The organism is Telluria sp. ZB4P36 (genome assembly GCF_059685865.1).
The window spans coordinates 122,433-143,358 of record NZ_JCASIE010000006.1 but is presented as its reverse complement, the minus strand read 5'-3'; the positions used below and the strand labels follow the sequence as shown (position 1 = coordinate 143,358).

General features: G+C 67.3%; 18 protein-coding genes. 10 read left to right on the top strand and 8 right to left on the bottom strand.

The window, feature by feature from the left end; all coding sequences use genetic code 11:
- Positions 1-34: 34 nt before the first annotated feature.
- Positions 35-1,999 carry an aminotransferase class V-fold PLP-dependent enzyme gene (locus AC56LK_RS11070; RefSeq protein WP_497184589.1) on the bottom strand — a complete coding sequence of 655 codons (1,965 nt, stop codon included), beginning with the start codon at positions 1,997-1,999 and terminating at the stop codon, positions 35-37.
- A gap of 150 nt (positions 2,000-2,149) precedes the next feature.
- On the opposite strand from AC56LK_RS11070, the gene AC56LK_RS11065 reads away from it, so the two are divergent.
- From AC56LK_RS11065 to AC56LK_RS11035, 7 genes are all read left to right on the top strand, one after another.
- Entirely contained in the window at positions 2,150-2,635 is a 486-nt protein-coding gene (locus AC56LK_RS11065; protein WP_436107968.1) for an Lrp/AsnC family transcriptional regulator, read from the top strand.
- Positions 2,636-2,694: 59 nt separating this feature from the next.
- Positions 2,695-3,825 (top strand): branched-chain amino acid ABC transporter substrate-binding protein, encoded by a 1,131-nt coding sequence (locus AC56LK_RS11060; RefSeq protein ID WP_497184588.1) that lies wholly within the window; start codon positions 2,695-2,697, stop codon positions 3,823-3,825.
- A gap of 16 nt (positions 3,826-3,841) precedes the next feature.
- Positions 3,842-5,647: a DUF885 domain-containing protein gene (locus tag AC56LK_RS11055; protein WP_497184587.1), complete on the top strand. Its 1,806-nt coding sequence runs from the start codon at positions 3,842-3,844 to the stop codon at positions 5,645-5,647.
- A gap of 124 nt (positions 5,648-5,771) precedes the next feature.
- A complete protein-coding gene (locus AC56LK_RS11050) occupies positions 5,772-6,269 on the top strand; it encodes a hypothetical protein (protein WP_497184586.1) in 498 nt (165 codons plus the stop codon).
- A gap of 38 nt (positions 6,270-6,307) precedes the next feature.
- Positions 6,308-7,342: a sensor histidine kinase gene (locus AC56LK_RS11045; RefSeq protein ID WP_497184585.1), complete on the top strand. Its 1,035-nt coding sequence runs from the start codon at positions 6,308-6,310 to the stop codon at positions 7,340-7,342.
- Positions 7,339-8,088: a LytR/AlgR family response regulator transcription factor gene (locus AC56LK_RS11040; RefSeq protein ID WP_497184584.1), complete on the top strand. Its 750-nt coding sequence runs from the start codon at positions 7,339-7,341 to the stop codon at positions 8,086-8,088. Before AC56LK_RS11045 ends, AC56LK_RS11040 begins: the two co-directional genes overlap by 4 nt.
- A complete protein-coding gene (locus tag AC56LK_RS11035; protein WP_497184583.1) occupies positions 8,085-9,239 on the top strand; it encodes an acyltransferase family protein in 1,155 nt (384 codons plus the stop codon). Before AC56LK_RS11040 ends, AC56LK_RS11035 begins: the two co-directional genes overlap by 4 nt.
- Before the next feature lie 486 nt (positions 9,240-9,725).
- Here the strand turns inward: AC56LK_RS11035 and AC56LK_RS11030 are convergent, their stop codons facing one another.
- From AC56LK_RS11030 to AC56LK_RS11015, 4 genes are read right to left on the bottom strand one after another with little or no spacing between them, the layout of a single operon-like run.
- Positions 9,726-11,414, bottom strand: coding sequence for a M14 family zinc carboxypeptidase (locus AC56LK_RS11030; RefSeq protein WP_497184582.1), 1,689 nt, complete (start codon positions 11,412-11,414; stop codon positions 9,726-9,728).
- Between the two features lie 18 nt (positions 11,415-11,432).
- Positions 11,433-12,947, bottom strand: a complete 1,515-nt coding sequence (locus AC56LK_RS11025; protein WP_497184581.1) for a sensor histidine kinase — start codon at positions 12,945-12,947, stop codon at positions 11,433-11,435.
- Positions 12,944-13,885, bottom strand: coding sequence for a hypothetical protein (locus AC56LK_RS11020; protein ID WP_497184580.1), 942 nt, complete (start codon positions 13,883-13,885; stop codon positions 12,944-12,946). The genes AC56LK_RS11025 and AC56LK_RS11020 overlap by 4 nt, the downstream gene beginning before the upstream one ends.
- A 7-nt stretch (positions 13,886-13,892) precedes the next feature.
- Positions 13,893-14,543, bottom strand: coding sequence for a response regulator (locus tag AC56LK_RS11015; RefSeq protein WP_497184579.1), 651 nt, complete (start codon positions 14,541-14,543; stop codon positions 13,893-13,895).
- Between the two features lie 335 nt (positions 14,544-14,878).
- Between AC56LK_RS11015 and AC56LK_RS11010 the strand changes: the two genes are divergently transcribed.
- From AC56LK_RS11010 to AC56LK_RS11000, 3 genes are all read left to right on the top strand, one after another.
- Complete coding sequence (locus AC56LK_RS11010) at positions 14,879-15,544, top strand: energy transducer TonB (protein WP_497184578.1); 666 nt, start codon at positions 14,879-14,881, stop codon at positions 15,542-15,544.
- A gap of 100 nt (positions 15,545-15,644) precedes the next feature.
- Complete coding sequence (locus tag AC56LK_RS11005) at positions 15,645-17,939, top strand: M28 family peptidase (protein ID WP_497184577.1); 2,295 nt, start codon at positions 15,645-15,647, stop codon at positions 17,937-17,939.
- 65 nt (positions 17,940-18,004) lie between these two features.
- On the top strand, positions 18,005-19,657 hold the full coding sequence (locus AC56LK_RS11000; RefSeq protein WP_497184576.1) for a M28 family peptidase: 1,653 nt from the start codon (positions 18,005-18,007) through the stop codon (positions 19,655-19,657).
- A gap of 202 nt (positions 19,658-19,859) precedes the next feature.
- Here AC56LK_RS11000 and sodC read toward each other — a convergent pair whose 3' ends face one another.
- The 3 genes from sodC to AC56LK_RS10985 all read right to left on the bottom strand — a co-directional run bounded on the left by sodC (position 19,860) and on the right by AC56LK_RS10985 (position 20,907).
- Positions 19,860-20,381: a superoxide dismutase [Cu-Zn] SodC gene (sodC, locus tag AC56LK_RS10995; RefSeq protein WP_497184575.1), complete on the bottom strand. Its 522-nt coding sequence runs from the start codon at positions 20,379-20,381 to the stop codon at positions 19,860-19,862.
- Between the two features lie 86 nt (positions 20,382-20,467).
- Positions 20,468-20,731: a PEP-CTERM sorting domain-containing protein gene (locus AC56LK_RS10990; RefSeq protein WP_497184574.1), complete on the bottom strand. Its 264-nt coding sequence runs from the start codon at positions 20,729-20,731 to the stop codon at positions 20,468-20,470.
- Between the two features lie 2 nt (positions 20,732-20,733).
- The gene (locus AC56LK_RS10985) at positions 20,734-20,907 is read right to left on the bottom strand and encodes a hypothetical protein (RefSeq protein WP_497184573.1); all 174 of its coding nucleotides are present in this window, start codon (positions 20,905-20,907) and stop codon (positions 20,734-20,736) included.
- Positions 20,908-20,926 lie beyond the last annotated feature (19 nt).

Here is a 20,926-nt window from a genome sequence, read left to right as displayed (position 1 = left end):
TACACAGGCGGCAGATGCGCCCGTGGTTTCGGGATCAGCCGGCCAGGGCCAGGCCGCCGGCGACGTGCCAGGCCTGGGCGTGGCCGAGGCGGCGCAGCAGGCGCGCGGCGCGTGCGCTGCGGTTGCCGCTGCGGCACAGGAACACCAGCGGGCGCGGTTCGCGCAGCCACTGGGCGGCCTGGCCGGCCAGCTGCGACAGCGGCACGTGCTGCGCCCTGCGCCCGCGCAGCTGGGCGCTGGCGGCCGCATGTTCCGGCAGCTCGCGCACGTCGACCAGCAGGGCGTCCGGGTGGGCCGCCAGGTAGGCGGCGGCCGAGGTCGGATCGAGATCGATGCCCTCGTCCGGCAGCGCAGCGGCGCCGGGACGCGACACGGCGGGTTCGCCGATGCGGTGACAGCACAGCGCGGCATCGAGGGCGGCACCGGCTGGCGCGGCGCCGAACACGAAACGCACGCCCTGCGGTGCCAGCATGCCGTTCTCCGCGCGGCCCAGCAGCCAGGCGTCGCCGGCGTTCGCGAGCACGTCCTGCCCGAGTGCGATGGCGTCGATCATGCCGCCGCCGAAAACCACGTGCTGCGCCCCGCCCGGCCAGCCCGGCTTCACGCCCAGGATCTCGCACAGTGCGTCGGCGCCGCCGGCCCCGTGGCTGGTGTCGAAGCAGGCCAGCAGGCGGCAGCCGCGCGCCTCCAGGTCGGCGGCAATGCGCTGCGCCAGCGCCGCCGGGGGGTCGATCGCGATGCAGTGGCGGCCGGCGTCGTCGAACAGCAGCCAGCCGCTGGCGCCGCAGGATTCGAGCTGCTGCAGCCGCGCAGCAGGTCTCGCAGCCGTCAGGGCGCGGCCACAGTGCAGGATGCGGGCGCAGGCGTCCTCGATGAAGCCCTCGTCCGCCAGCGGCCCGAAGGACAGGCGCACGGCCGATGCGCTGCGCGCCGCCGGCACGCCCATCGCATCCAGCACGTAGCTCGGCGCCGCCTTGGCGGCAGAACAGGCCGAGCCCGCGCTGACGCGCACGCCGGCGGCGTCGAACAGGTCGAGCAGCTCCTTGCTGCTCATGCCCGGCACCGAGAAATTCAGCGTGGTCGGCAGCGCATGCTCGAGCGGCGCATTGAACACCAGGCCCGGGAAGGCTTCGCGCAGTGCTTCCGCAAGGCGGTCGCGATAGTCGCGCAGTTGCGCATGGGTGCGGAACGTGCCGCCCTCTTCCAGCGCGCCGAGCACCGCGCCCAGGGCCGCGATGCCGCCCATGTTCTCGGTGCCGGAACGCTGTCCGGCTTCCTGGCCGCCGCCGCACATCAGCGGCGTGTAGGGCGCGCCTTCGCGCACGTAGAGCAGGCCGACGCCCTTCGGGGCATACAGCTTGTGGCCGGAGAACGGCGCATAGTCGATGCGGGTGGCGTCGAGGGCGAGCGGCAGCTTGCCGAGGGCCTGCACGCAGTCGACCATCCACAGCGCCGGACTGCCGGTCTCGGCGAGTACGCGGGCGATGCCGTCGAGGTCGGACACGACGCCGGTTTCATTGTTCGCGGCCATGGTGCATACGAAGGCGGCGCGCGGCGCCAGCTCGCGCAGCACGTCCAGGCGGTGCCGGCCGTCGGCGTCGACCGGCAGCACGCGCAGCTCCAGCCCGGTGCCGAGCAGGCGGTTCCAGTGCGCCAGGCTTTCCGGCACGGCCTTGTGCTCGGTGGCGCCCACCACCAGCAGGTCGCCGCAGGCCGCGCCGCGCCGGCGCCTTTCCTGCACTGCGCACAGTGCCGACAGCACCGCGGTCTGGATGCCTTCGGTGGCACCGCTCGTGAACATCACCCGTCCGCTGGCGGCGCCCAGCACCCGGCGCGCCCGCGCCCGCGTGGCGTCGAGCAGGGCCTTGGCGCGCAACCCGCAGGCATGGCTGCTGCTCGGGTTGCCGAAGCAGGCCTGCATGGCCGCCGTCGCCGCGTCGATGGCAGCCGGCAGGACCGGCGAGGTGGCATTGGCGTCGAGGTAAAGTTCAGTGTTCATATTCATAATTACAAAAAAGTAATTAGTTGTTGCGGATCGTGTTATCGTTAGCGAATATGTTACGGAGTCGTGCCGGTAAACATATCCTAATTTTTCCGCTTAATGGCGCGGAATTGGCATATACGTTCTCCATATATCGATATAGGGAAAATGAATTCACTCGACAAGTTTGATTGCGCTATTCTTGCCGCATTACAGGCGGACGCAACCCTCTCCATTTCCGGCCTCAGCGAAAAGGTCGGCCTGTCCAGCACGCCTTGCTGGAAGCGCGTCAAGCGCCTCGAGGAAGAGGGCTACATCGAGAGCCGGGTCAGCATCGTCAACCGCGACAAAGTGGGCCTGCCGGTGACGGTATTCGTCAGCGTCCGGACCAGCGAACACGATGAGAAATGGCTGGCGCGCTTCGCCTCGGCCGTGGTGGCGCTGCCGGAAGTGCTCGAGTTCCACCGCATGAGCGGCGACGTCGACTACCTGCTCAAGGTCGTCACCACCGACATCGCCGGGTACGACCGCTTCTACAAGAAGCTGATCAAGGCCGCGCGCCTGACCGGGGTCTCGTCCGCCTTCTCGATGGAGCAGATCAAGTGCACCACCGCGCTGCCGCTGGAGCTGATCTCGCACGGGATACCCGCTTAACCACTGGCGGGTTTCATGCGATGATGGCGTCCGTTTTATACACAAACGGAGACCCAGGAATGCCATCCAAACTGCACATGGCGCCGCTCGCGCTGGCCGCGCTGCTCGTCGCAACCGGCGCCAACGCCGCCGAACAAGTCGTCAAGGTCGGCGTCAGCGGCCCGCTGTCCGGTTCCAATGCCTTCGCCGGCAAGGACAACGAGAACGGCGTGCGCCTCGCCATCGAAGAACTGAACAAGCAGAAGCTCCAGGTCGGCGGCAATACGCTGCGCTTCGAGCTGCAGTCCGAAGACGACCAGGGCGACCCGAAACAGGGCGTGACGGTGGCGCAGAAGTTCGCCGACGCCAAGGTGAAATTCGTGCTCGGCCCCTATAACTCGGGCGTGGCCATTCCCGCTTCGCGCGTGTACAACGACAACGGCATCCTGATGTCGACCGTCGGCACCAATCCCAAGATCACCCAGTCCGGCTACCCGACCGTATTCCGCATCGTCGCCAGCGACACCCAGGTGGGCGGCTCGATGGCGGCCTACGCGGCCAAGGAACTGAAGGTCAGGAACGTCGGCGTCATCGACGACCGCACCGCCTTCGGCCAGGGCATCGCGATGGAATTCAAGCGCCAGGCCCAGAGCAACGGCATGAAGGTCGCCGGCCACGAGTACACCACCGACAAGGCGACCGACTTCGCCGCCATCCTCACCGCCCTGAAGGCCAAGCGCGTCGATGCGGTGTTCTTCGGCGGCTACGCGCCGCAGGGCGCCCCGATGGCGCGCCAGATAAAGGCGCTCGGCCTGAACGTGCCGCTCCTGGGCGGCGACACCCTGTGCAGCCCGGAGATGGCGAAACTCGGCGGCGCGGCCGTCGGCGAGAACGTGCGCTGCGCCCAGGCCGGCGCCATCGTCGCCAAGCAGCCGGGCGGCCAGGCCTTCATCGACGCCTACAAGGCGCGCTTCAAGCGCGACCCGGACGTGTATGCGCCGTCGTTCTACGACCAGACCAGGTTCATCGCCCAGGCCATGAAGACGGCGAATTCCGTCGATGCCGCCAAGGTCGGCGCCGCCATGCACACCATCAGCTACCAGGGCGTGGTGGGCAACTATGGCTATGACCCGAAGGGCAACCTGAAGAAGACGACCGTCACGGTCTACACCTTCAGGAACGGCGCCCTGACGCCGCTGGCCAGCTATTGATTCGCAAGGAGAACGCATGAAAGCCATGTTCAAGCTGGCGGCCCTGTCCGCCGCGGCGCTGCTGGTGTGCGCGCCTGCTCCGGCCGCGCAAACCGACGCCCCCAAGCCCGCCGTTGCCGCGGCAACGCCGGAAAGCCGTGCGATCAACGCGCTGGCCGACGAGTACTACGAATCGCTGGCGCGTTTCGAGCCGGTATGGGCCACCGAAAACGGCGACAGCCGTTTCAACGACAAGCTGGGCCTGTCGATCTCGCCCAAGCTGCGCGAGCAGCAGTTCGCGCGCTACCGCAGCTACCTCAAGCGCTTGTCGAGCATTCCGCGCGAGCGCCTCGGCAGCCGCGACCAGACCAGCTACGACATCCTCAAGTTCGAACTGGACAGCGCACTGCGCCTGGCCGCCTTCCCGGAACACCTGATCCCGATCGACCAGATGGTCAGCATGCCGGTGATCCTGGCGAACTACGCCGGCGGCCAGGGCGCCCAGCCGCTGAACACGGTGCGCGACTACCGCGCCTACCTGAGCCGCCTGGCCCAGCTGGTGCCCCACATCGACCAGTCGATCGTCAACATGCGCGAAGGGGTCCGGCGCGGCGTGGTGCAGCCGCGCGAGCCGATGCAGTCGGCCCTGCCCCAGTTCAAGCAGCTGGTGGCGAAGAAGACCCAGGACAGCATTTTCTACACGCCGGTCAAGAACATGCCGGCCAGCTTTTCCAAGGCCGAGAAGCGCAGCCTGAGGGAAGCCTACCGCAAGACCATCGCCAACAAGCTCAATCCGGCCCTGGCCCGCCTGGCGACCTACCTGGAGAAGGACTACCTGCCGAAGACGCGCAGCAGCGCCGGCTGGAACGCCCTGCCGAACGGCGCCGCCTGGTATGCCGCGCGCGCTGCAGCGATGACGACGACCGACCTCACGCCCGAGCAGATCCACGAGATCGGCCTGAAGGAAGTGGCGCGCATCCAGGGCGAATATGCCGTGACCGGCCCGAAGATGGGCTACACCGGTCCTGCCGCCGGCCTGCCGCGCTGGGTCTCGGAGCAGCCGAAGTACAAGCCCTTCACCTCGGACCAGCAGGTGATCGACGTCTATCGCGACCTCGACGCCAAGGTGCGCGCCAAGCTGCCGGCCCTGTTCACCCTGATGCCGAAGGCGCCGCTCGACCTGCGCCTGGAGCCGGAACTGTCGCGCGCCACCGCCTCGGACCACTACACCCCGCCGGCCGCGGACGGCTCGCGTCCGGGCGTGTTCTGGTCGGTGGTGAACGATCCGAAGCTGTACGGCAGCACCGGCATGGTCACGCTCTACCTGCACGAAGGCCAGCCGGGCCACCACTTCCACATCGCGCTGGTGCAGGAACTGGGGCTGCCGAACTTCCGCAAGTTCGGCGGCAACAATGCCTTTACCGAGGGCTGGGCGCTGTATGCCGAGACCCTGGGCAAGGAGATGGGCCTGTTCGAGAAGCCGGAAGATTATTTCGGCCACCTGAACGACGAAATGCTGCGTGCGGCGCGCCTGGTGGTGGATACCGGGCTGCACGCGAAGGGCTGGAGCCGTGCCAAGGCGATCCAGTATTTCCAGGATACGCTGGGCTACTCGGAAGCCGAGGCGCGCGCGCAGATCGAGCGCTACATGGTGTGGCCGGGGCAGGCGCTGGGGTACAAGATCGGGTCGCTGAAGATCATGGAACTGCGCAAGCGCGCGCAGGACGCGCTGGGCAGCAAGTTCAGCCTGCCGAAGTTCCACGAGATCGTGCTGGGCGAAGGCACGCTGCCGCTGGCGGTGCTGGAGGCGAAGGTGGACCGGTGGATCGCGGAGTCGAAGTGAACGCCGCGTAGGCAACGGGCCTTCACCACCGCTTTGCCGCAAGGCGTGCACGGGTCGGCGCATTCCACTGGACCGCCGTCCGGCCGCCGCCTAAGGTGGGGACTTTCCAACCACGGGAGTTCCCATGCGCGCCCTGCTTTCTTCCATCCTTATCGCATTGTGCCTTGCCGGCCCGGCCCACGCCGCCGATAGCGCCGCCACCGGCGCCCGTGCGGCCGACGTGGCGGCGATCAACGCGGTCGTCGAGCAGTTCAAGGCCGCCATCATCGCCCGTGACGGCAAGACCCTCGGCAGCCTGTTCCTGCAGGACCACAACAGCTGGCTGTCGGTCGCCGACGAGGCGGCCTGGGCGAAGGTCAAGGCGCGCAACCCGAAGGCGCGCAAGGTGTTCCCCTCCACCTGGAAGTCCTTCGCCGAATTCGTCCAGACTTCCAATAAACCGATCGAGGAACGCTTCTACAACGTGCGCATCGACACCAACGGCGCCGTCGCCTCGGTCTGGTTCGATTTCGACTTTCTGGAAGACGGCAAGGTGACCAACCGCGGCAGCGAGAGCTGGCAGATGGTGCGCGCCGAAGACGGCTGGAAGATCAGCTCGATGCTGTTCTCGATGGGTGACTAAGGCGATAGAATCGCACGATGACAGTTCCGGAATCCAGCATGAAAGTCGAAACGCCCCTGCTCGTCCCCGTGCTGGCCGCATTGCCGGTCTGCGCCTGCATGGCCATCCTCGGGCTGCCGGCCTTCGGCCACGGCTTTGCCGCCGCCTTCCGCACGCTGTACTTCGTCGCCTGCCTGGCGTGGCTGATTCCACTGGCGCTGCTGCAGCGGGCCATGTGGCGCCGCGACTGGCACTGGCTGCGGATGGCGCTGGTGCTGCTGGTGGCCAGCTACGCGATGTCCATCCTGAACGCCGTGCTGGGACAGCGCCTCGCGATCTCGCTCGGGCTGGAAACGGGCTACCAGTGGGGTGAGCTGGTGCAGGGCCTGGACGGATGCTGGCTGGCCCTGATCGCGTTCTGCGCGGTGCATGCGGTGGCGGCCTATTACCTGTCGCTGCAACAAGTCCACCTGCGCCTCGCTCAGGCGCAGGCAGCGGCGCGCGACGCCGAGCTGCGTGCGCTGCGCCTGCAGGTCAATCCGCACTTCCTGTTCAACTCCCTGAACGCGATCTCCGCGCTGGTGTCGGCCCAGTCCAACCGCGAGGCCAAGCGCATGCTCGCCTGCGTGTCCGACTTCCTGCGCGCCACCCTCGCGCACGACGGCCGCCACGAGCATACGCTCGCCGAAGAACTGGCCCTGCTCGACGCCTACCTCGAGATCGAAAAGGCGCGGCTCGGCGAGCGCCTGCGCCTGACGATGAAGGCCGGTCCCGACCTGCTGGACAGCGTCGTGCCCTACCTCATGCTGCAGCCGCTGGTCGAGAATGCGATCCGCCATGGCATCGCGCCGCTGGCCGTTCCCGGGCGGCTCGACATCCGTCTCGAGCGTGATCGGACGCACCTGCTGGTCGACGTGCAGAACGACGGCTGCCAGCCGGTGAACGCGGGGAGCGGCATCGGCCTGGCCAACGTGCGGGAACGCCTGCGCCACCTGTACGGCGACGATCACCGGGTCGACGCGGGATGGGGCCGCGATGGCCGCTTCGGCGTGCGCATCGCCCTGCCGCTGCGCGGCATGGAGGCGGCAGCATGAACATGCGGGTCGTGATCGTCGACGACGAACCGCTGGCCAGGCTGGCGGTCAAGCTCAGGCTGGCGCGGCGCAGCGGCTTCGAGCTGGTCGGCGAATTCGCCGACGGCGACAGCGCTTGCGCGGGTATCGCGGCGCTGCGGCCCGACCTGGCCTTCGTCGACGTCGCGATGCCGGGCAAGACCGGGCTCGAGGTGCTGGCCGCGCTGCCCCCTGGTCAGCGGCCGATGGCGATCCTGCTGACCGCCTACGACGGCTTCGCCCTGCAAGCCTTCGATCTGGCCGCCCTGGATTATCTGCTCAAGCCCGTCGAGGACGACCGCCTGGACGAAGCCCTGGACCGCGCACAACAGGCCTTTCCCTACCGCGGCCAGGGCCGTAGCGCGCTGCCTGCCGCGCCGATGGTGCGCAGCTTCAGCGTACGGGTCGGCACGCGCACCGTGCTGGTGCCGGTTGCGGAAGTCGAGCGCATCGAGGCCGACGGCGACTACGCCACCCTGCATGCGAACGGCAAGACCTGGCTGGTGCGCGAACGCCTGCACAAGCTTGCCATGCAACTCGATCCGCGCCAGTTCCACCGCGTGCACCGCTCGGCCATCGTGCGGCTCGACATGATCGCCGAACTGCGCGCACTCACCAACCGCGACGCCCTGCTGCGCCTTCGCGACGGCAGCGTGCTGCGCGCCAGCCGCAGCTATATGCCCGCCCTGGCGGAAGCACTACAACAACTCAACAAACAATCCGCATGATGCCCCTTGAATCGAAACCCGCCCGGCTCGCCGGGCTGGACACCTTGCGCGCGCTCGCCATCGCCCTGGTCCTGATGTCGCACTACAACAGCTTCGTCAGCCAGGCGCCGACCTTCGGCGTCATCGGCAGCATCGGCTGGGCCGGCGTCGACCTGTTCTTCGTCCTGAGCGGCTACCTGATCGGCAACCAGCTGCTGGCGCCTGCCGCGCGCGGCGAGAGCCTGGACCTGAAGAGTTTTTTCGCGCGCCGCCTGCTGCGTACGCTGCCGAACTACTACGCGGTGCTGGCCGTCTACCTGCTGCTGCCGGATAGTCCGATCGCCGGCAAGAGCATGGCGCCGGCCTGGCGTTTTCTCACCTTCACCCAGAACTTCGGGCTGAACTACGGGGAGACCTTCACGCATTCATGGTCGCTGTGCATCGAGGAGCAGTTCTACCTGGTGTTGCCGCTGGCGGTGCTGGCCCTGGTCGGCAGCCGGCGCTCGCCGCACCTGCTGTGGTGCGCCCTGTTTGCCGCCATCGGCGCCGGCATGATGGCGCGCGGCGCCGCCTTCATGGACGGCAAGGATGTCTTCGCGGCGCCGGTCTACTACTCGAGCTTCTGCCGCTTCGACGAACTGCTGCCGGGTGTGGCGATCGCCATGCTGAAGAACTTCCACCCCGCGGTGTTCGCGCGCGTCCTGCGCCACGGGAACGCGCTGCTGGCGGCGGGCCTGGCGCTGGCGGCGGCTGTCCTCTACGGTGTGATGAACGAGGCGCCGAGCGCCTTCATGGCTTCCACCTTCGGGTTCTCGCTGGTCGCTGCCAGTTTCGCGCTGCTGACCTGCGCTGCGCTCAGCCCTGGCTCGCTGCTGAACCGCCTGCGCATTCCCGGTGCGGGCAGTCTGGCGCTGTGGTCGTATGCGGTCTACCTGGTGCACAAGCCGGTGTTCATGGCGCTGCGGCCGGAACTGGTCAGCAGGGACATCGACCCGGGTTCGCCTTTGACCATTGCGGCCGTCATGGGGGCCGGCGTCCTGGGTGGCTGGGTATTGTATCGGGTGGTGGAGACGCCGTTCATGCGGCTGCGGGCGCGCTGGTATCCGGCCGGTTCACCCAAAACGCGTCACACGGCCGTTTCTGCGCCCTCCGGTAGTGCCGTCAGCGGCTAAGCTCGGCACCTGTCGATGCAGGCAGCGGTGTGTGAGCCTGCTGCGGATGCCTCGTGCTGGACTCAAGCTCGAACCGAGCCCGCGTATTTTTTCACACAAAACCAAACGATGAGTGGTTCACTTGGAGGCAAGTAATGTCAGGCAAAATGAAGTTTGTCGCAGGCGTCGTGTTGAGTAGCCTGTTGTCGTTTCCCGCCTATGCGGCGGAGTACAGCACCATAAACAGCAGGTGGGGTCAGGTCTGACAATCGGACACGCACTCATCAATATGGATTTTCATTTGCACTGTAGGAAACGTTCGCCTGCGGATGAGTTTGTGTCTGAATGTCAGACCTGACCCCGGCCTCGCGCCGCCATCTTGCGCAAGCTGCTGTCCTCCGCAAAGGACGACAAGGAACGCACGGAACTGCAGCGTGTCCTGGCGATGGTGGAGAAAGGAGAAACCGAGAAGCCAGTCTACACGCTAAAGGGAAGGCGTTAATTTGATCAGCCGATCATGAACACCGGATACCGCCTCCACTCCGGCTCACGATAGCGCTCGCAATTCGCAAAGATAAAGTCCAGCACCGCCTCCTGATTCGACAGCAGCGCCGGCTTCGCCTCCTTCCACGCCTCGAACTTCGCCGCCAGCGCCGGCTCGTCGTTCAGCAGTTCGGCCGCATGGTCCTCGAACACGTAGTCCGAATACGCCTCCTTCTTCTCCAGCACGCTGTTGAAGAAGCCCCAGCGGAAGAAGCTGTCGTGGCCCAGCGGTTCCAGCGTCTCGACCGCGTAACGCGCATTGTCCTGGTCGAGCGGCACGATATAGTCGCCTTCGCGCAGCAGTACCTGGCCGCGGCGCTTTTCCAGCACCACGTCGTCATGGAACATGTGGCCCTCGTAGGCGTTCGGACGCGAGGCGACCGACACCACGTGGTAGTAGTCCACCTCTTCCATGCGCTCGGCTTCCACGCGCTCCAGGCGCACGCCATTCCACTGCAGGCGCTCGATCGCCTCGCGCCACTGCTGCGGCACCACGTAGGCGCGCGGCGCCGGGACGTGGACGTCGGCCGGGAAGCGGTTGTACCAGGCAATGTCGCGCTCCCATGGCTTGGTGCGGTCGTACCACAGGCGCGAATAGGTACCCAGCACGCTGGGCTTGTACCCGGCCTCGTAGCCCTTGAAGCGGAAGGTCGACGGATTGTTCTCATCCATGGACCAGTGGACCGGCCATTCGCGGCGCGTACGGCCGGCCTGCTTGGCGGCACGGCGCAGCGCCTGGATCTGCTCCGCGTTCGCGACCGTGAACGCCAGCGCCGTCTCGACCAGTGCGCGCATCGACTCGTAGCGGTCCTTGAACGGCTTGAGCATGTGCGTCTCGGGCATGAAGCCGATCGTGTGGTGCAGGGCCGCGTAGCCGGTCGAGAAGCGTGGCGTCTCGAGGAAGTCGACGATGCCGTGGTCCGGGCTGTCCTTGAGCGGGTTCACATAGGGGCAGGTCGGCCAGCCGCGCGCTTCCATGTCGGCGTACATCGCCGGCAGCATGGTGTCGCGCAGGAAGTCGCCCAGCTCTCCGCCCAGCTTGTCCGCCTGGGTGTGGATCAGGGTCATGGTGTAGCTGTAGTCGGCGCCGTTTGACGTATGGGTGTCGACCATGACGTCCGGGTCCCAGGCCGTGAACAGCTTGTTGAACACCTGGGCGGTGAGCGAGTCGCACTTGATGAAGTCGCGGTTCAGGTCGAGGTGGCGGCTCATGCCGCGGAAGCCGAACTGCTCCGGGCCGTCCTGGTTCACGCGCGAGGTGTCGGCGCGATTCAGGCTGCCGTCCACGTTGTACAGCGGGACGAACAGGAACACGGTCTTGCCCAGCGCCGCCAGGCGCTCCGGCTGGGCGCAGAAGTCGCGCACCAGCGCCATGCAGCCATCGACGCCTTCCGGTTCGCCCGGATGGATGCCGTTGTTGTTGAAGAAGACCGGGCGGCCGGCGCGCTTGATCTCGTCGCGCTCGAACACGCCGTCGCTGCTCACCACGCCGGCGTGGATCGGCACGCCCGCATCCGACACGCCCACTTGGTAGAAGCGCAGCACTCCAGGGTGGCGGCGCGCAAGGTCTTCATACCAGGCGATGCAGTCGGCGTGCGTGGTGGTCTGGTTCAGGTTCCCCTGTTCGTAGGGCGTCAGCTGTTCAATGGACATGGTTACTTATATGTTGGGTTAAACCGTAGGGACCGGCGTGACGGTCACCGGCGCGTGCAGCGGCAGCGTGATCGCCACCACGGTGCCGCCCCCTAGGCTGGAGCGCACGTCCATCACGCCGTGCACGGCATACACGCGCTCGCGCATGCCGATGATGCCGATGCCTTCCGAGGCGCTGGCCGGGTCGAAGCCGTTACCGTCGTCCGCGACCACGATGCGCAGGGTCTGGGCGCCTTCGTCCAGCACCAGGCGCACCTGGGCCGAGGTGGCGTGGGCGTGCTTCATCACGTTCGACAGGGCTTCCTGCACGATGCGGTAGGCGGAGATCGCCAGCTCGTTCGACAGGCGCGAGAAATCGCCCTCGCCGTGGAATTCGAAACCGCAGCCGGCGCTGCCGTCGTAGTGGCGCACCATCTCTTCCACCGCGCCGTGCAGTCCCAGCATGTCGAGCACCTCGGGACGCAGGCGCCGCACCAGGCGGCGGCCATTGGCGTACAGGTCGAGCGCGAGCTTGGTGATGGCCTGCGACTTGCGCCCGATCTCCTCGATCTCCGGGGTCGGCGGGACCTTGGCGGCGAGCGCGCCGATCGACTGGGCCTCGAGGCGCGCGGCGATCAGGGAGGCGTTCAGTTCATCGTGGATCTCGACCGCGATACTCTTGCGCTCATCCTCGATGATCGAGTTCACTTTCTGGATCAGCTTGCGCTTGTCGGCGTCGGCGCGCAGCGCCTCGTTGCGCGAGGCCAGCAGGTCGCGGGTGCGCTCGGCCACCTTGTTTTCGAGGTCGCGCTTGGATTCGTCGAGCGCCAGCGACATCTCGCCGATCGAGGCCTGCAGCTCGCCGACCTCGCCGCCGGAATTGACCGGCAGGTGCACGCGGAAGTCGCCGTTGCGGATGCGGCTCAACGCGCCCATCGCCTCGCGCAGCGGCACCGTGAGCGAGCGCGCCAGCACCCAGGCCAGCACGCCGCTGACCACCAGCGCCAGCGCGGCGATGCTCACCTCGAAACGGAAGCGGCGGGTCTGCTTGGCCATCATGTTCGAGGGCGACATCGTCACCCGCACCCAGCCGACGATCTCGGTGGTGAGGGTGGGCGGACGCAGGTCGCTCGAGGCGGAGACGTGCGGCGTGCCGTTGTCGGTGAACAGGTTGATCCACACCACCTGCTTCTTGATCGGCGCTTCGTAATGGTGAGGCTGGGCGTCGATGGCCGATTCGGAATCGACCCGCACGGCCTGGGTGCCGTCGGTTCCCACCACCTCGATGCGGTAGATGCTGCTGTCGGACTGCACCAGGCCGTTGATGGTCAGGCGCAGGTCGGACAGGTTGCCCGAGATGACGTTGTATTCGCTGGTCTCGGCCAGCGCGCGCGCCAGCGTGCGCCCGCGCTCGGCCAGTTCCTCGGCCACCTGCGCGCGATGCGAGTAATACGAATACCACACGAAGGCGGTGAACAGGAAGGTCACCGGCAGCATGGTGATGAAGGCCATGCGCCGGCCGATGCTCCAGCCGCGCCAGAAGCGCAGGTTCATGGCCTGGCCGCCGGCCGCACGGGCAGTTTTGCCGGCAGGTGCGCAAAGCGGCGCGCGCCGTCGGTCACGCGCACGTCGAGCGAGCGCGCCACGCCTTCGTTGACCAGGGTGCGGAAGTAGCGCGGGAACTGCGGTGGCGGCAGGTTACCGGTGACGACAAAGGCGGCGGCGATCTCGGCCACCTGGGTGTTGATGTCCTCGATTTCGGAATAGGTGGTGGCCAGCGCACCCACCTTGACCATGTCGGCAGAGAAGCCGATCACGCCCTGCTTGCGGCGGTAGGTCGAGAGCAGGATGTTGCGCACGTTCTCGGGGTTGTAGACGTCGCCGTCGGGCATTGCCAGCAGCACCTCGGCGCGCGTCATGCGGTTGAGCGTGTGGTTGATGTCGTCGCCGGCGGCGAAGGGCTGCACCTCGACCTCGGCCTCCAGCGCGGGGCGCAGGAAGGTGGTGTCTTCGCCGAGGATGGCGCCGACCCGCACCGGCCGGCCGTACAGCAGCGCGGCCAGGCGCAGCTGGTCGGCCGGCGCCGGCTCGGCATACACGGCGGTGGTCAGGCCGGCGCGCACGCCCGGCGTCTTGTCGGTGAGCGCGCGCCACACCTGGCTGGAGGTGAAGGCGGAAATGATCACGCAGTCGCAGCGGCGCGCCACGGCGTCGCGCAGCGCGGCCGGGCCGATCGCCACATACAGCATGCGGCGGCGCTGCCCCAGCTCGGTGCGGAAGGCGGCGAAGGTGGGCACCAGGCGCTTGTACAGGTCTTCGGCGATGCGGCGCGTGACCTCGCTGTCGTCGCCGGTCAGGATCTGGAAGCGGAAGCCGGTGACTTCTTCGTCCTTGCGCGCCTGGTCGGCAGCCTGCACCCCTACGGGCTGGAGCACGCCGGCAAGGAGCGCAAGCGCGGCCACGGCCGCGCGCAGGAACGTCGGGAGGCGCATCGCTGTCTTAAGGCTCGATCAGGCCGTGCTTCACGGCCAGCAGGGTGATGTTGGCCTGGCGATGCACGCCCAGCTTTTCCTTGATCGACTGGCTGATGTTGCTGATGGTCTTGGTCGAGAGGTCGAGCTTCTCGGCGATCTCGGCGTTGGTCATGCCTTCGGCCATCAGCTTGAAGATCTCGAGGCCGCGTTCGTCCAGCTGCGACTGCGGCGTCACGTCGCCGCGCACCGCCATGCTGGCCAGGCGCGAGGCGATCTGCGGCAGGAAGTACAGCTTGCCGTCGTTCGCATGGCGCACCGCCGTCACCAGGTCGGACGGGTCGCAATCCTTGGTGACGAAGGCGTGCGCGCCCATGCGGTAGGTTTCCTTGATCAGGCTGTCCTGGTCGAACTGGCTCAGGAAGATGATCCTGGCGCGCGGGTCGTCCTTCAGGATGCTCTGCGCGGCATCCAGGCCGGTCAGCTCGGTCCCGAAACGCATGTCGAGGATGACAACGTCGGGCTGCTGCGCCGCATACAGCGCCACCGCCTCGCTCGGGGTCTTGGCCTGACCCACTACCTGCATGCCGGCCGCTTCCAGGGACATCGCAAACCCGGTCATCACGATCGGGTGGTCGTCCGCAAGCATGACGCGGATCGGTTTTTTCTGTTCGGACACGACTTTCACTCCTGTGTTTCACCCGCCGTTTGGCGCACTCATTTGCACATTTACATTCGCTTACCAATCTCTGGCAGAACTGTGTGCCAAGCGACAGAAAGCATGCGGGTTGTAAGAGGATTATTTCATACAACGGGCCGTGACGCGAGTACCCATCCATTATCTGCTCCCGGCCCAAGGAGTATTACACCTGGAAGCAAAATTACCAAGAAAGCGCTTTACATTATGCTAGGCCCTAGCATATATTGATTCCATCAACTATCAGATGCATATCTTTCCTTAAGCAAAAAGTTCTGCGACCCCGTCGCTGGGCCTAACAAGAAGAGGAGAACGCCATGCACTTCACGCAACTCAACGATGGGACCGGCGGCAAAGCCGGGAAGTTCGCCCTGGTGACCGGCCTGCACCTGCTGGTGGGCATGGGCCTCATCAACGTGATGAACTCCAAGAGCATCACCCTGCCGAAGCTGATCGAGGACGCCACGGTCTGGATCCAGCCCAAGGTGCCGCCGCCGCCCCCGCCGCAACCGCCGCAGCCCCAGCAGCGGGTGGTCAAGCCCAAGATCGTGGTGCCGAAAACCGAAGTCGAGGTTCCTCCGCCTCCGGTCGAGGAGCAGGTGCAGGCCAGCACCGAGCCCGACCCGGCGCCGGAACAGGCGCTGCCCTCCACCAATGACGCGCCGCCCGCCCCGCCGGCGCCCGCCACCAGCAATCCGGGCCAGATGCGCAGCGCCGTGCTGGCCAACGCCGACGGCTGCGCCACGCCGGCCTACCCGGTCAGTGCGGCGCGCAACGGCGACAGCGGCACCGTGACCCTGGCGCTGCTGGTCGGCGCCAATGGCCGGGTACAGGATGCACGGGTCCAGAAGTCGAGCGGCCACCGCGAACTGGACCGTGCCGCCCTGAGTGCCCTGAGCCTGTGCCAGTTCAAGCCCGCCATGAACAACGGCGTCGCCGAAGCCGGCTGGGGGCAGATCGCCTACGTCTGGACGCTCGAGTAAACACACCGGTTCCCTTCTTCGCCCGCTTGCATCGCGGGCTTTTTTTCGCCTGTATCGGGAAATCCGGAACAACAACACCAACAACGAGGAGAGAGAAGCAATGCTTACCGCTGGAATACCGACGGCGCCGCCGCGCGTCCCGAGCCTGGCCAGGCTGGCAGCCGGCCTGCTTGGCCTGCTGGTGCTGGCCGTGCTGGCCTGGACCGCCATCGCCCCCCCGGCCCCCTCCGCACCGACGGCGCCGCCGCCCCTCGACCGCATGATGCGGCACGTGTCGGTGCTGGCGGCGGCGCCGCGGCCGATCGCCACCCGCGCCAATGCCGAGGCGCGCGACTACATCCTGGCCCAGCTGCGCGGCATGGGTGTGGCAGCGTCGGTGCAGCGCACCACGGTCCAGAAGACCACCATCCGCTACTGGGGCGGCACCAACGTGACGCTCGGCGTGGTGCACAACATCGTCGCGCGCCTGCCCGGCAGCGCGCCCGAAGGCCAGCGCCGTCCGGCCCTGCTGCTGGCAAGCCATTACGACAGCGGTAATGCGACGACGGGTGCGGCACGCGGGGCGGCGCAGGTGGCGGCCATGCTCGAGACCGCGCGCTTACTGCGCGCGGGTCCGGCGCACGCGAATGACATCGTGCTGCTGTTCGCCGACGGCGAGGACGTCGGCGGCCTGGGCGCCAAGGGCTTCGCCGAACAGCATGCGCTGGCGCGCCAGGTCGGACTCACGCTGAAGTTCGACGCCGCCGGCAGCGCCGGGCCGCTGGTGCTGCTCGACGCCAGCGGCGCGGGTGGCGACGTACTGCGCGGCTGGGCGCGGGCGGCGCCCGAGGTGGAGGGATCGTCGCTGATGACGCGGCTGTACAAGCTGTTGCCGGACATGCCGCGCGTCGGTTCCCTGGCCGCCATCGATGCCCCTGCCCTGCTGTTCGCCAACACCGGGCGGCGCTTCGAAGGCCGCAGTCTTGATACCGTGGAGCGCCTCGACCCGGCCATGCTGGCGCAGCTGGGCGGCAGCATGCTGCGCCTGGCCCGCCATTTCGGCGATGCGCCGCTGGCGCGCGGCGCCTACCGGCCGCGCGCGTATTTCAGCCTGCCGCTGGCGGGCAAGGTCCAGCATCCAGCCATCCTGTCCTGGGGCCTGGGCGCGCTGGCCTGCCTGATGCTGGTGCACGGCTACCGCCAGTCGCTGGAGCGGGCCGGCGACACGGTGGCGCCGCTGGTGCAGGGTTTCTTCGGGGTGGCGCTGATCCTGCTGGCGACGCGCATGCTGCTGTGGGAGCGGCGCGAAGAGCTGGCCACGCTGACGCAGGCACAGGACAGCGCGGCGGCGCTGGTGTTCCTGGTGTCGAGCGCCTGCCTGTTCATCGGCGCGCTCTACCTGCTGCGCAGGATGACCGGCGCGGTTTCCGTGTTCCTGGGGGCGATGAGCTGGCTGGCCATGGTACTGCTGCTCGTCCTCCTGACAGCGCCCGACGCCGCCTGGCTGCTGGCCTGGCCGCTGGCCGCGGCGCTCGCGGCCTTCACGGCGCTGCAGGCGCCGCGCTCCCCCGCGCCGAGCCGCGCCCTGCTTGCCGCCGGCCTGGCCCCGGTGCTGCTGCTGTTCGTGCCGGTGCTGCGCGACGCGTGGCTGGTCTTCGCCCCGTATGGGCAGTATCTGCCGGCCCTGCTGGTGGCGGTCCTGATGCTGTGCTTTGCCAGCCTGTTCCTGCTGCTGCCGCTCGGGCGTGTCGTCATCGGCGCGTCGGCGCTGGCCTTCGCCGGCTGCCTGGCGCTGCCGGGACAGGCCTCGGCGCCGCCGCTGCCGGAGCGCGCGGGGCTCGAGCCGAACCGCCTGGTCTATTTCAAGGACATGAACAGCTGGCGCGCCTACTGGCTGCTGCCTCCGGAGCCGCTGGACGCCTGGTCGAAACAGCTGTTCCCAAACCTGGACAAGCCGTCGATCTACGTCGACGTGTTCGGCTGGCACAGTCCGCGACAGTGGTTTGCGATCGCGCCGCGCGAGGACCGGATCGCCTTCCCGGAAGCCTATATGCTGAAGAATCCGGCGCTGGCCAAACCCTCCCTCGATCCCGGCCTGCGGCAGGTGGAATTCACGCTGCGCTCGAAGAACCGCGCGCCGCACATCAAGATGTGGGTGGCCGGCACCAAGCCCTGGCGCTCGACCCTCAACGGGCGCGTGCTGACCTCGAAGGAAAGCCCGTGGTCGCTGTCGCTGTACGGGATGGAGGACGGGCTGCTGCGCTTCACGATCGACGCCCCGGCGGACGACATCCTGGCGGTGATCGTCGAGGAGCGCATGCCCGGCCTGCCCGAGCACCTGCTGCCGCCCGGCGCGCCGCCGCGGATGCCGGGCACCGGCACCACGGTGTCCTCGGATGTGTTGCGGTTTTACTGAGCAGTTGGCATACAATGACCGACGCACTGCGTGCACCATCCAATCAACCCAAGCAGCAGGAAGCCATGCACAAGATCGTCTCCTCCGTTGTCCTTACCGCCCTCGCAAGCAGCCTGGCGCTGGCCTACCCGGCCCATGCAATTGGCTTCGCCGATGCACCGCAGCCAGCACAGGCCGCGACCGTCAAGGAAGCGCCGCTGCGCGCCCACCTCGCCTTCCTGTCGTCCGACGCCGTCGAAGGACGCGGCACCGGCCAGCGCGGCGGCGAACTGACCGTCACCTACCTGGAAACCCAGGCCGCCGCCGCGGGCCTGCTGCCCGCCAACAACGGCAGCTTCCGCCAGCCGGTGAAGATCGCCGGCGTGCGCTCGCTGCCGCAGAAGAGCACCATCGCCCTCATCGCCGGCGGCAAAAAGCTGCCGCTGCAGTTCGGCGCCGACTGGGTCTGGGGTCCGGGCGATGCCAAGGCCGACCATGCGCTCGACGCCGAGATGGTCTTCGTGGGCTACGGCATCAATGCGCCGGAAGAAGGCTGGGACGACTTCAAGGGCCAGGACTTCAAGGGCAAGGTGCTGGTGATGATGGTGAACGATCCCAAGCCGACCGCCGCCGAGCCGAAGCGCTTCAACGGCGACGGCCTGACCTACTACGGCCGCTGGACCTATAAACTGGAAGAAGCGGCGCGCCAGGGCGCGGCCGGCGTCCTGCTGATCCACACCGATTCCTCGGCCTCCTACGGCTGGAGCGTGGTGCAGAACAGCTGGGCCAATGCGGAGCGCTTCCAGCTGGCCGAGGGCAAGCTGGGCACCGGCCTGCAGGGCTGGATGACCGATGCCACCGCGCGCAAGCTGTTCGCCGCCGGCGGCCAGGACCTCGACAAGCTGCGCGCCGCGGCCGAGAACAAGGACTTCAAGCCGGTCGTATTGACGGCCCGCGTGAAGGGCCAGGCGCGCGCCGAAGTGCGCACGCTGAACGAGTTCAACGTGGCCGGCATCGTGCCGGGCACCGACCCGGCGCTCAAGGACGAGCTGGTGGTGTACAGCGCGCACTGGGACCACATGGGCAAGCAGGGTACCGAAGGCGACACCATCTTCAACGGCGCGGTCGACAATGCCTCGGGCACCGCCGCCCTGCTGGCGATGGCGCAGGAAGCCGTGCGCAACCCGGCCAAGCGCAGCCAGATGTTCCTGTGGGTCGCGGCCGAGGAACAGGGCCTGCTGGGCAGCGCCGCCTATGCCGCCAAGCCGCTGTGGCCGATCGAGAAGACGGTCGCCAACCTGAACCTGGACAGCCTGAACTTCGTCGGCCTGGTCAAGGACGTCAACACCCCGGGCAGCGAGCGCACCGACCTGGGCGCGATGGCGGCCGCCACCGCGCAGAGCATGGGCCTGAGCATCGCCCCGGCCAAGCCCGACCTCGGCGGCGGCTACTTCCGCAGCGACCACTTCAGCTTCGCCAAGGCCGGCGTACCGGCATTCTCGGTAGGCGCGGGCCACGGCTGGGTGAAGGATGTCGAAGCGAGCAACGCCAAGCAGCAGGCCTACCGTGCGCGCTACCACCAGGTGACGGATGAATACGATCCGGGCTGGGACCTGTCGGGCATGGTGCAGCAGGCGCAGTTCACGCTGAACCTGGGCCGCATGGTGGCGGATGCGCCGAAGGCGCCGGCGTGGAAGGAAGGGGATCCGTTCGGGAAGGCGCGTACGGCTTCTAAATAATCGCGTTTGCGACTACGGATGGGAACTTGGGTCCCGGCCTGCGCCGGGACCCAAGTTCAGATACGCCGGCCAGGGCAGTAGCTCGAGCCGGGCCAGCTTCTGCTTCAGCAGCAGGAAGACTTCTGCGATCAGGGAGTGAAATTTCATTTCTTATTAACCCCTATTTTGAAATTTTATTTCATCCCTGATTTGCCAGGGATGCTTACTGGATGACGCCGCAGGCCATCCGCCCGCCCCCGCCGCCGAGGGGCGCCGGGTGGTCGGCGTGGTTGTCGCCGCCGGCGTGGACCATCAGGGCCTTGCCCTTGACGTCCGCCAGCTTCAGGCGCGGCGCCAGCACTGGGTTGGTGGCCGTACCCTTGTCGTCGACGCTCAAGGCCGGCAGGTCGCCGAGGTGGCCGTCGCCCCAGGGCAGGCCGTGCTTGCCGGTCTTGTTCGGATCGAGGTGGCCGCCGGCGGCGCCCGCGGGCACCGTCTTGCCATCCTTCTGGTTCGGAGCGCAGCTGCCGTTTTCGTGCACGTGGAAGCCGTGCAGGCCGGCCGGCAGCTTGGTCAGCGCCGGCGTGAACACGAGGCCATGGCGCGTCTCGCTGATGGTCACGGTGCCGACCTCGGCGCCCTCTCCTTTGTCGGTCGCCATCTTCATGGTGACCTTCATGTCGGCGGCATTGGCAACGGCGCAGGTGGCGCCCAGCAGGACGGCGCACATCCATCGAATGTTCATGTCAAACCCCTTGGTGTAGTTGAGATGATAGGCAGCCCTGCAAGTGTATTCCATCCCTTGGCTGAAGGATGTTCCGCAGTAGCCAGCTATGCGGCGCGCTGCCGGCGGCGCGTCCAGCCGAGCAGCGCCAGACCGGCGCCGACCAGGCCGAGCGGGGCCGGTTCAGGCAGGTCCGCGGCTGGCGGCGTGGGCAGCGCCAGCACTTCCGCCTGGGTCAGCGCGGTACTGTAGACGCGGATGTAGTCGACCGCGCCCGCGTTGGCTTCACCGGTGTATGAACCGCTGGTGTTATCGCGGAAAAAATGGGCCGGGTTGGTGCCGAAGTCGGCAATGCCGTCGACGTCGTTCACGCTCAGTACCTGCACACGTACTGGTTGTCGACGAACTTGCCGCCGAAGTGTTCCAGCGAGGTCTCGGTGAGCGAATCCTTCAGCGATCCGTTCAGGTTGAACTGGTGGATCAGCGCAGCCTGGCTGCTGGCAGCAAGGCACAGCAGTGTTGCTGCGATCAAGGAATGCAGTTTCATTGGTGTCCTTTCATGTTGG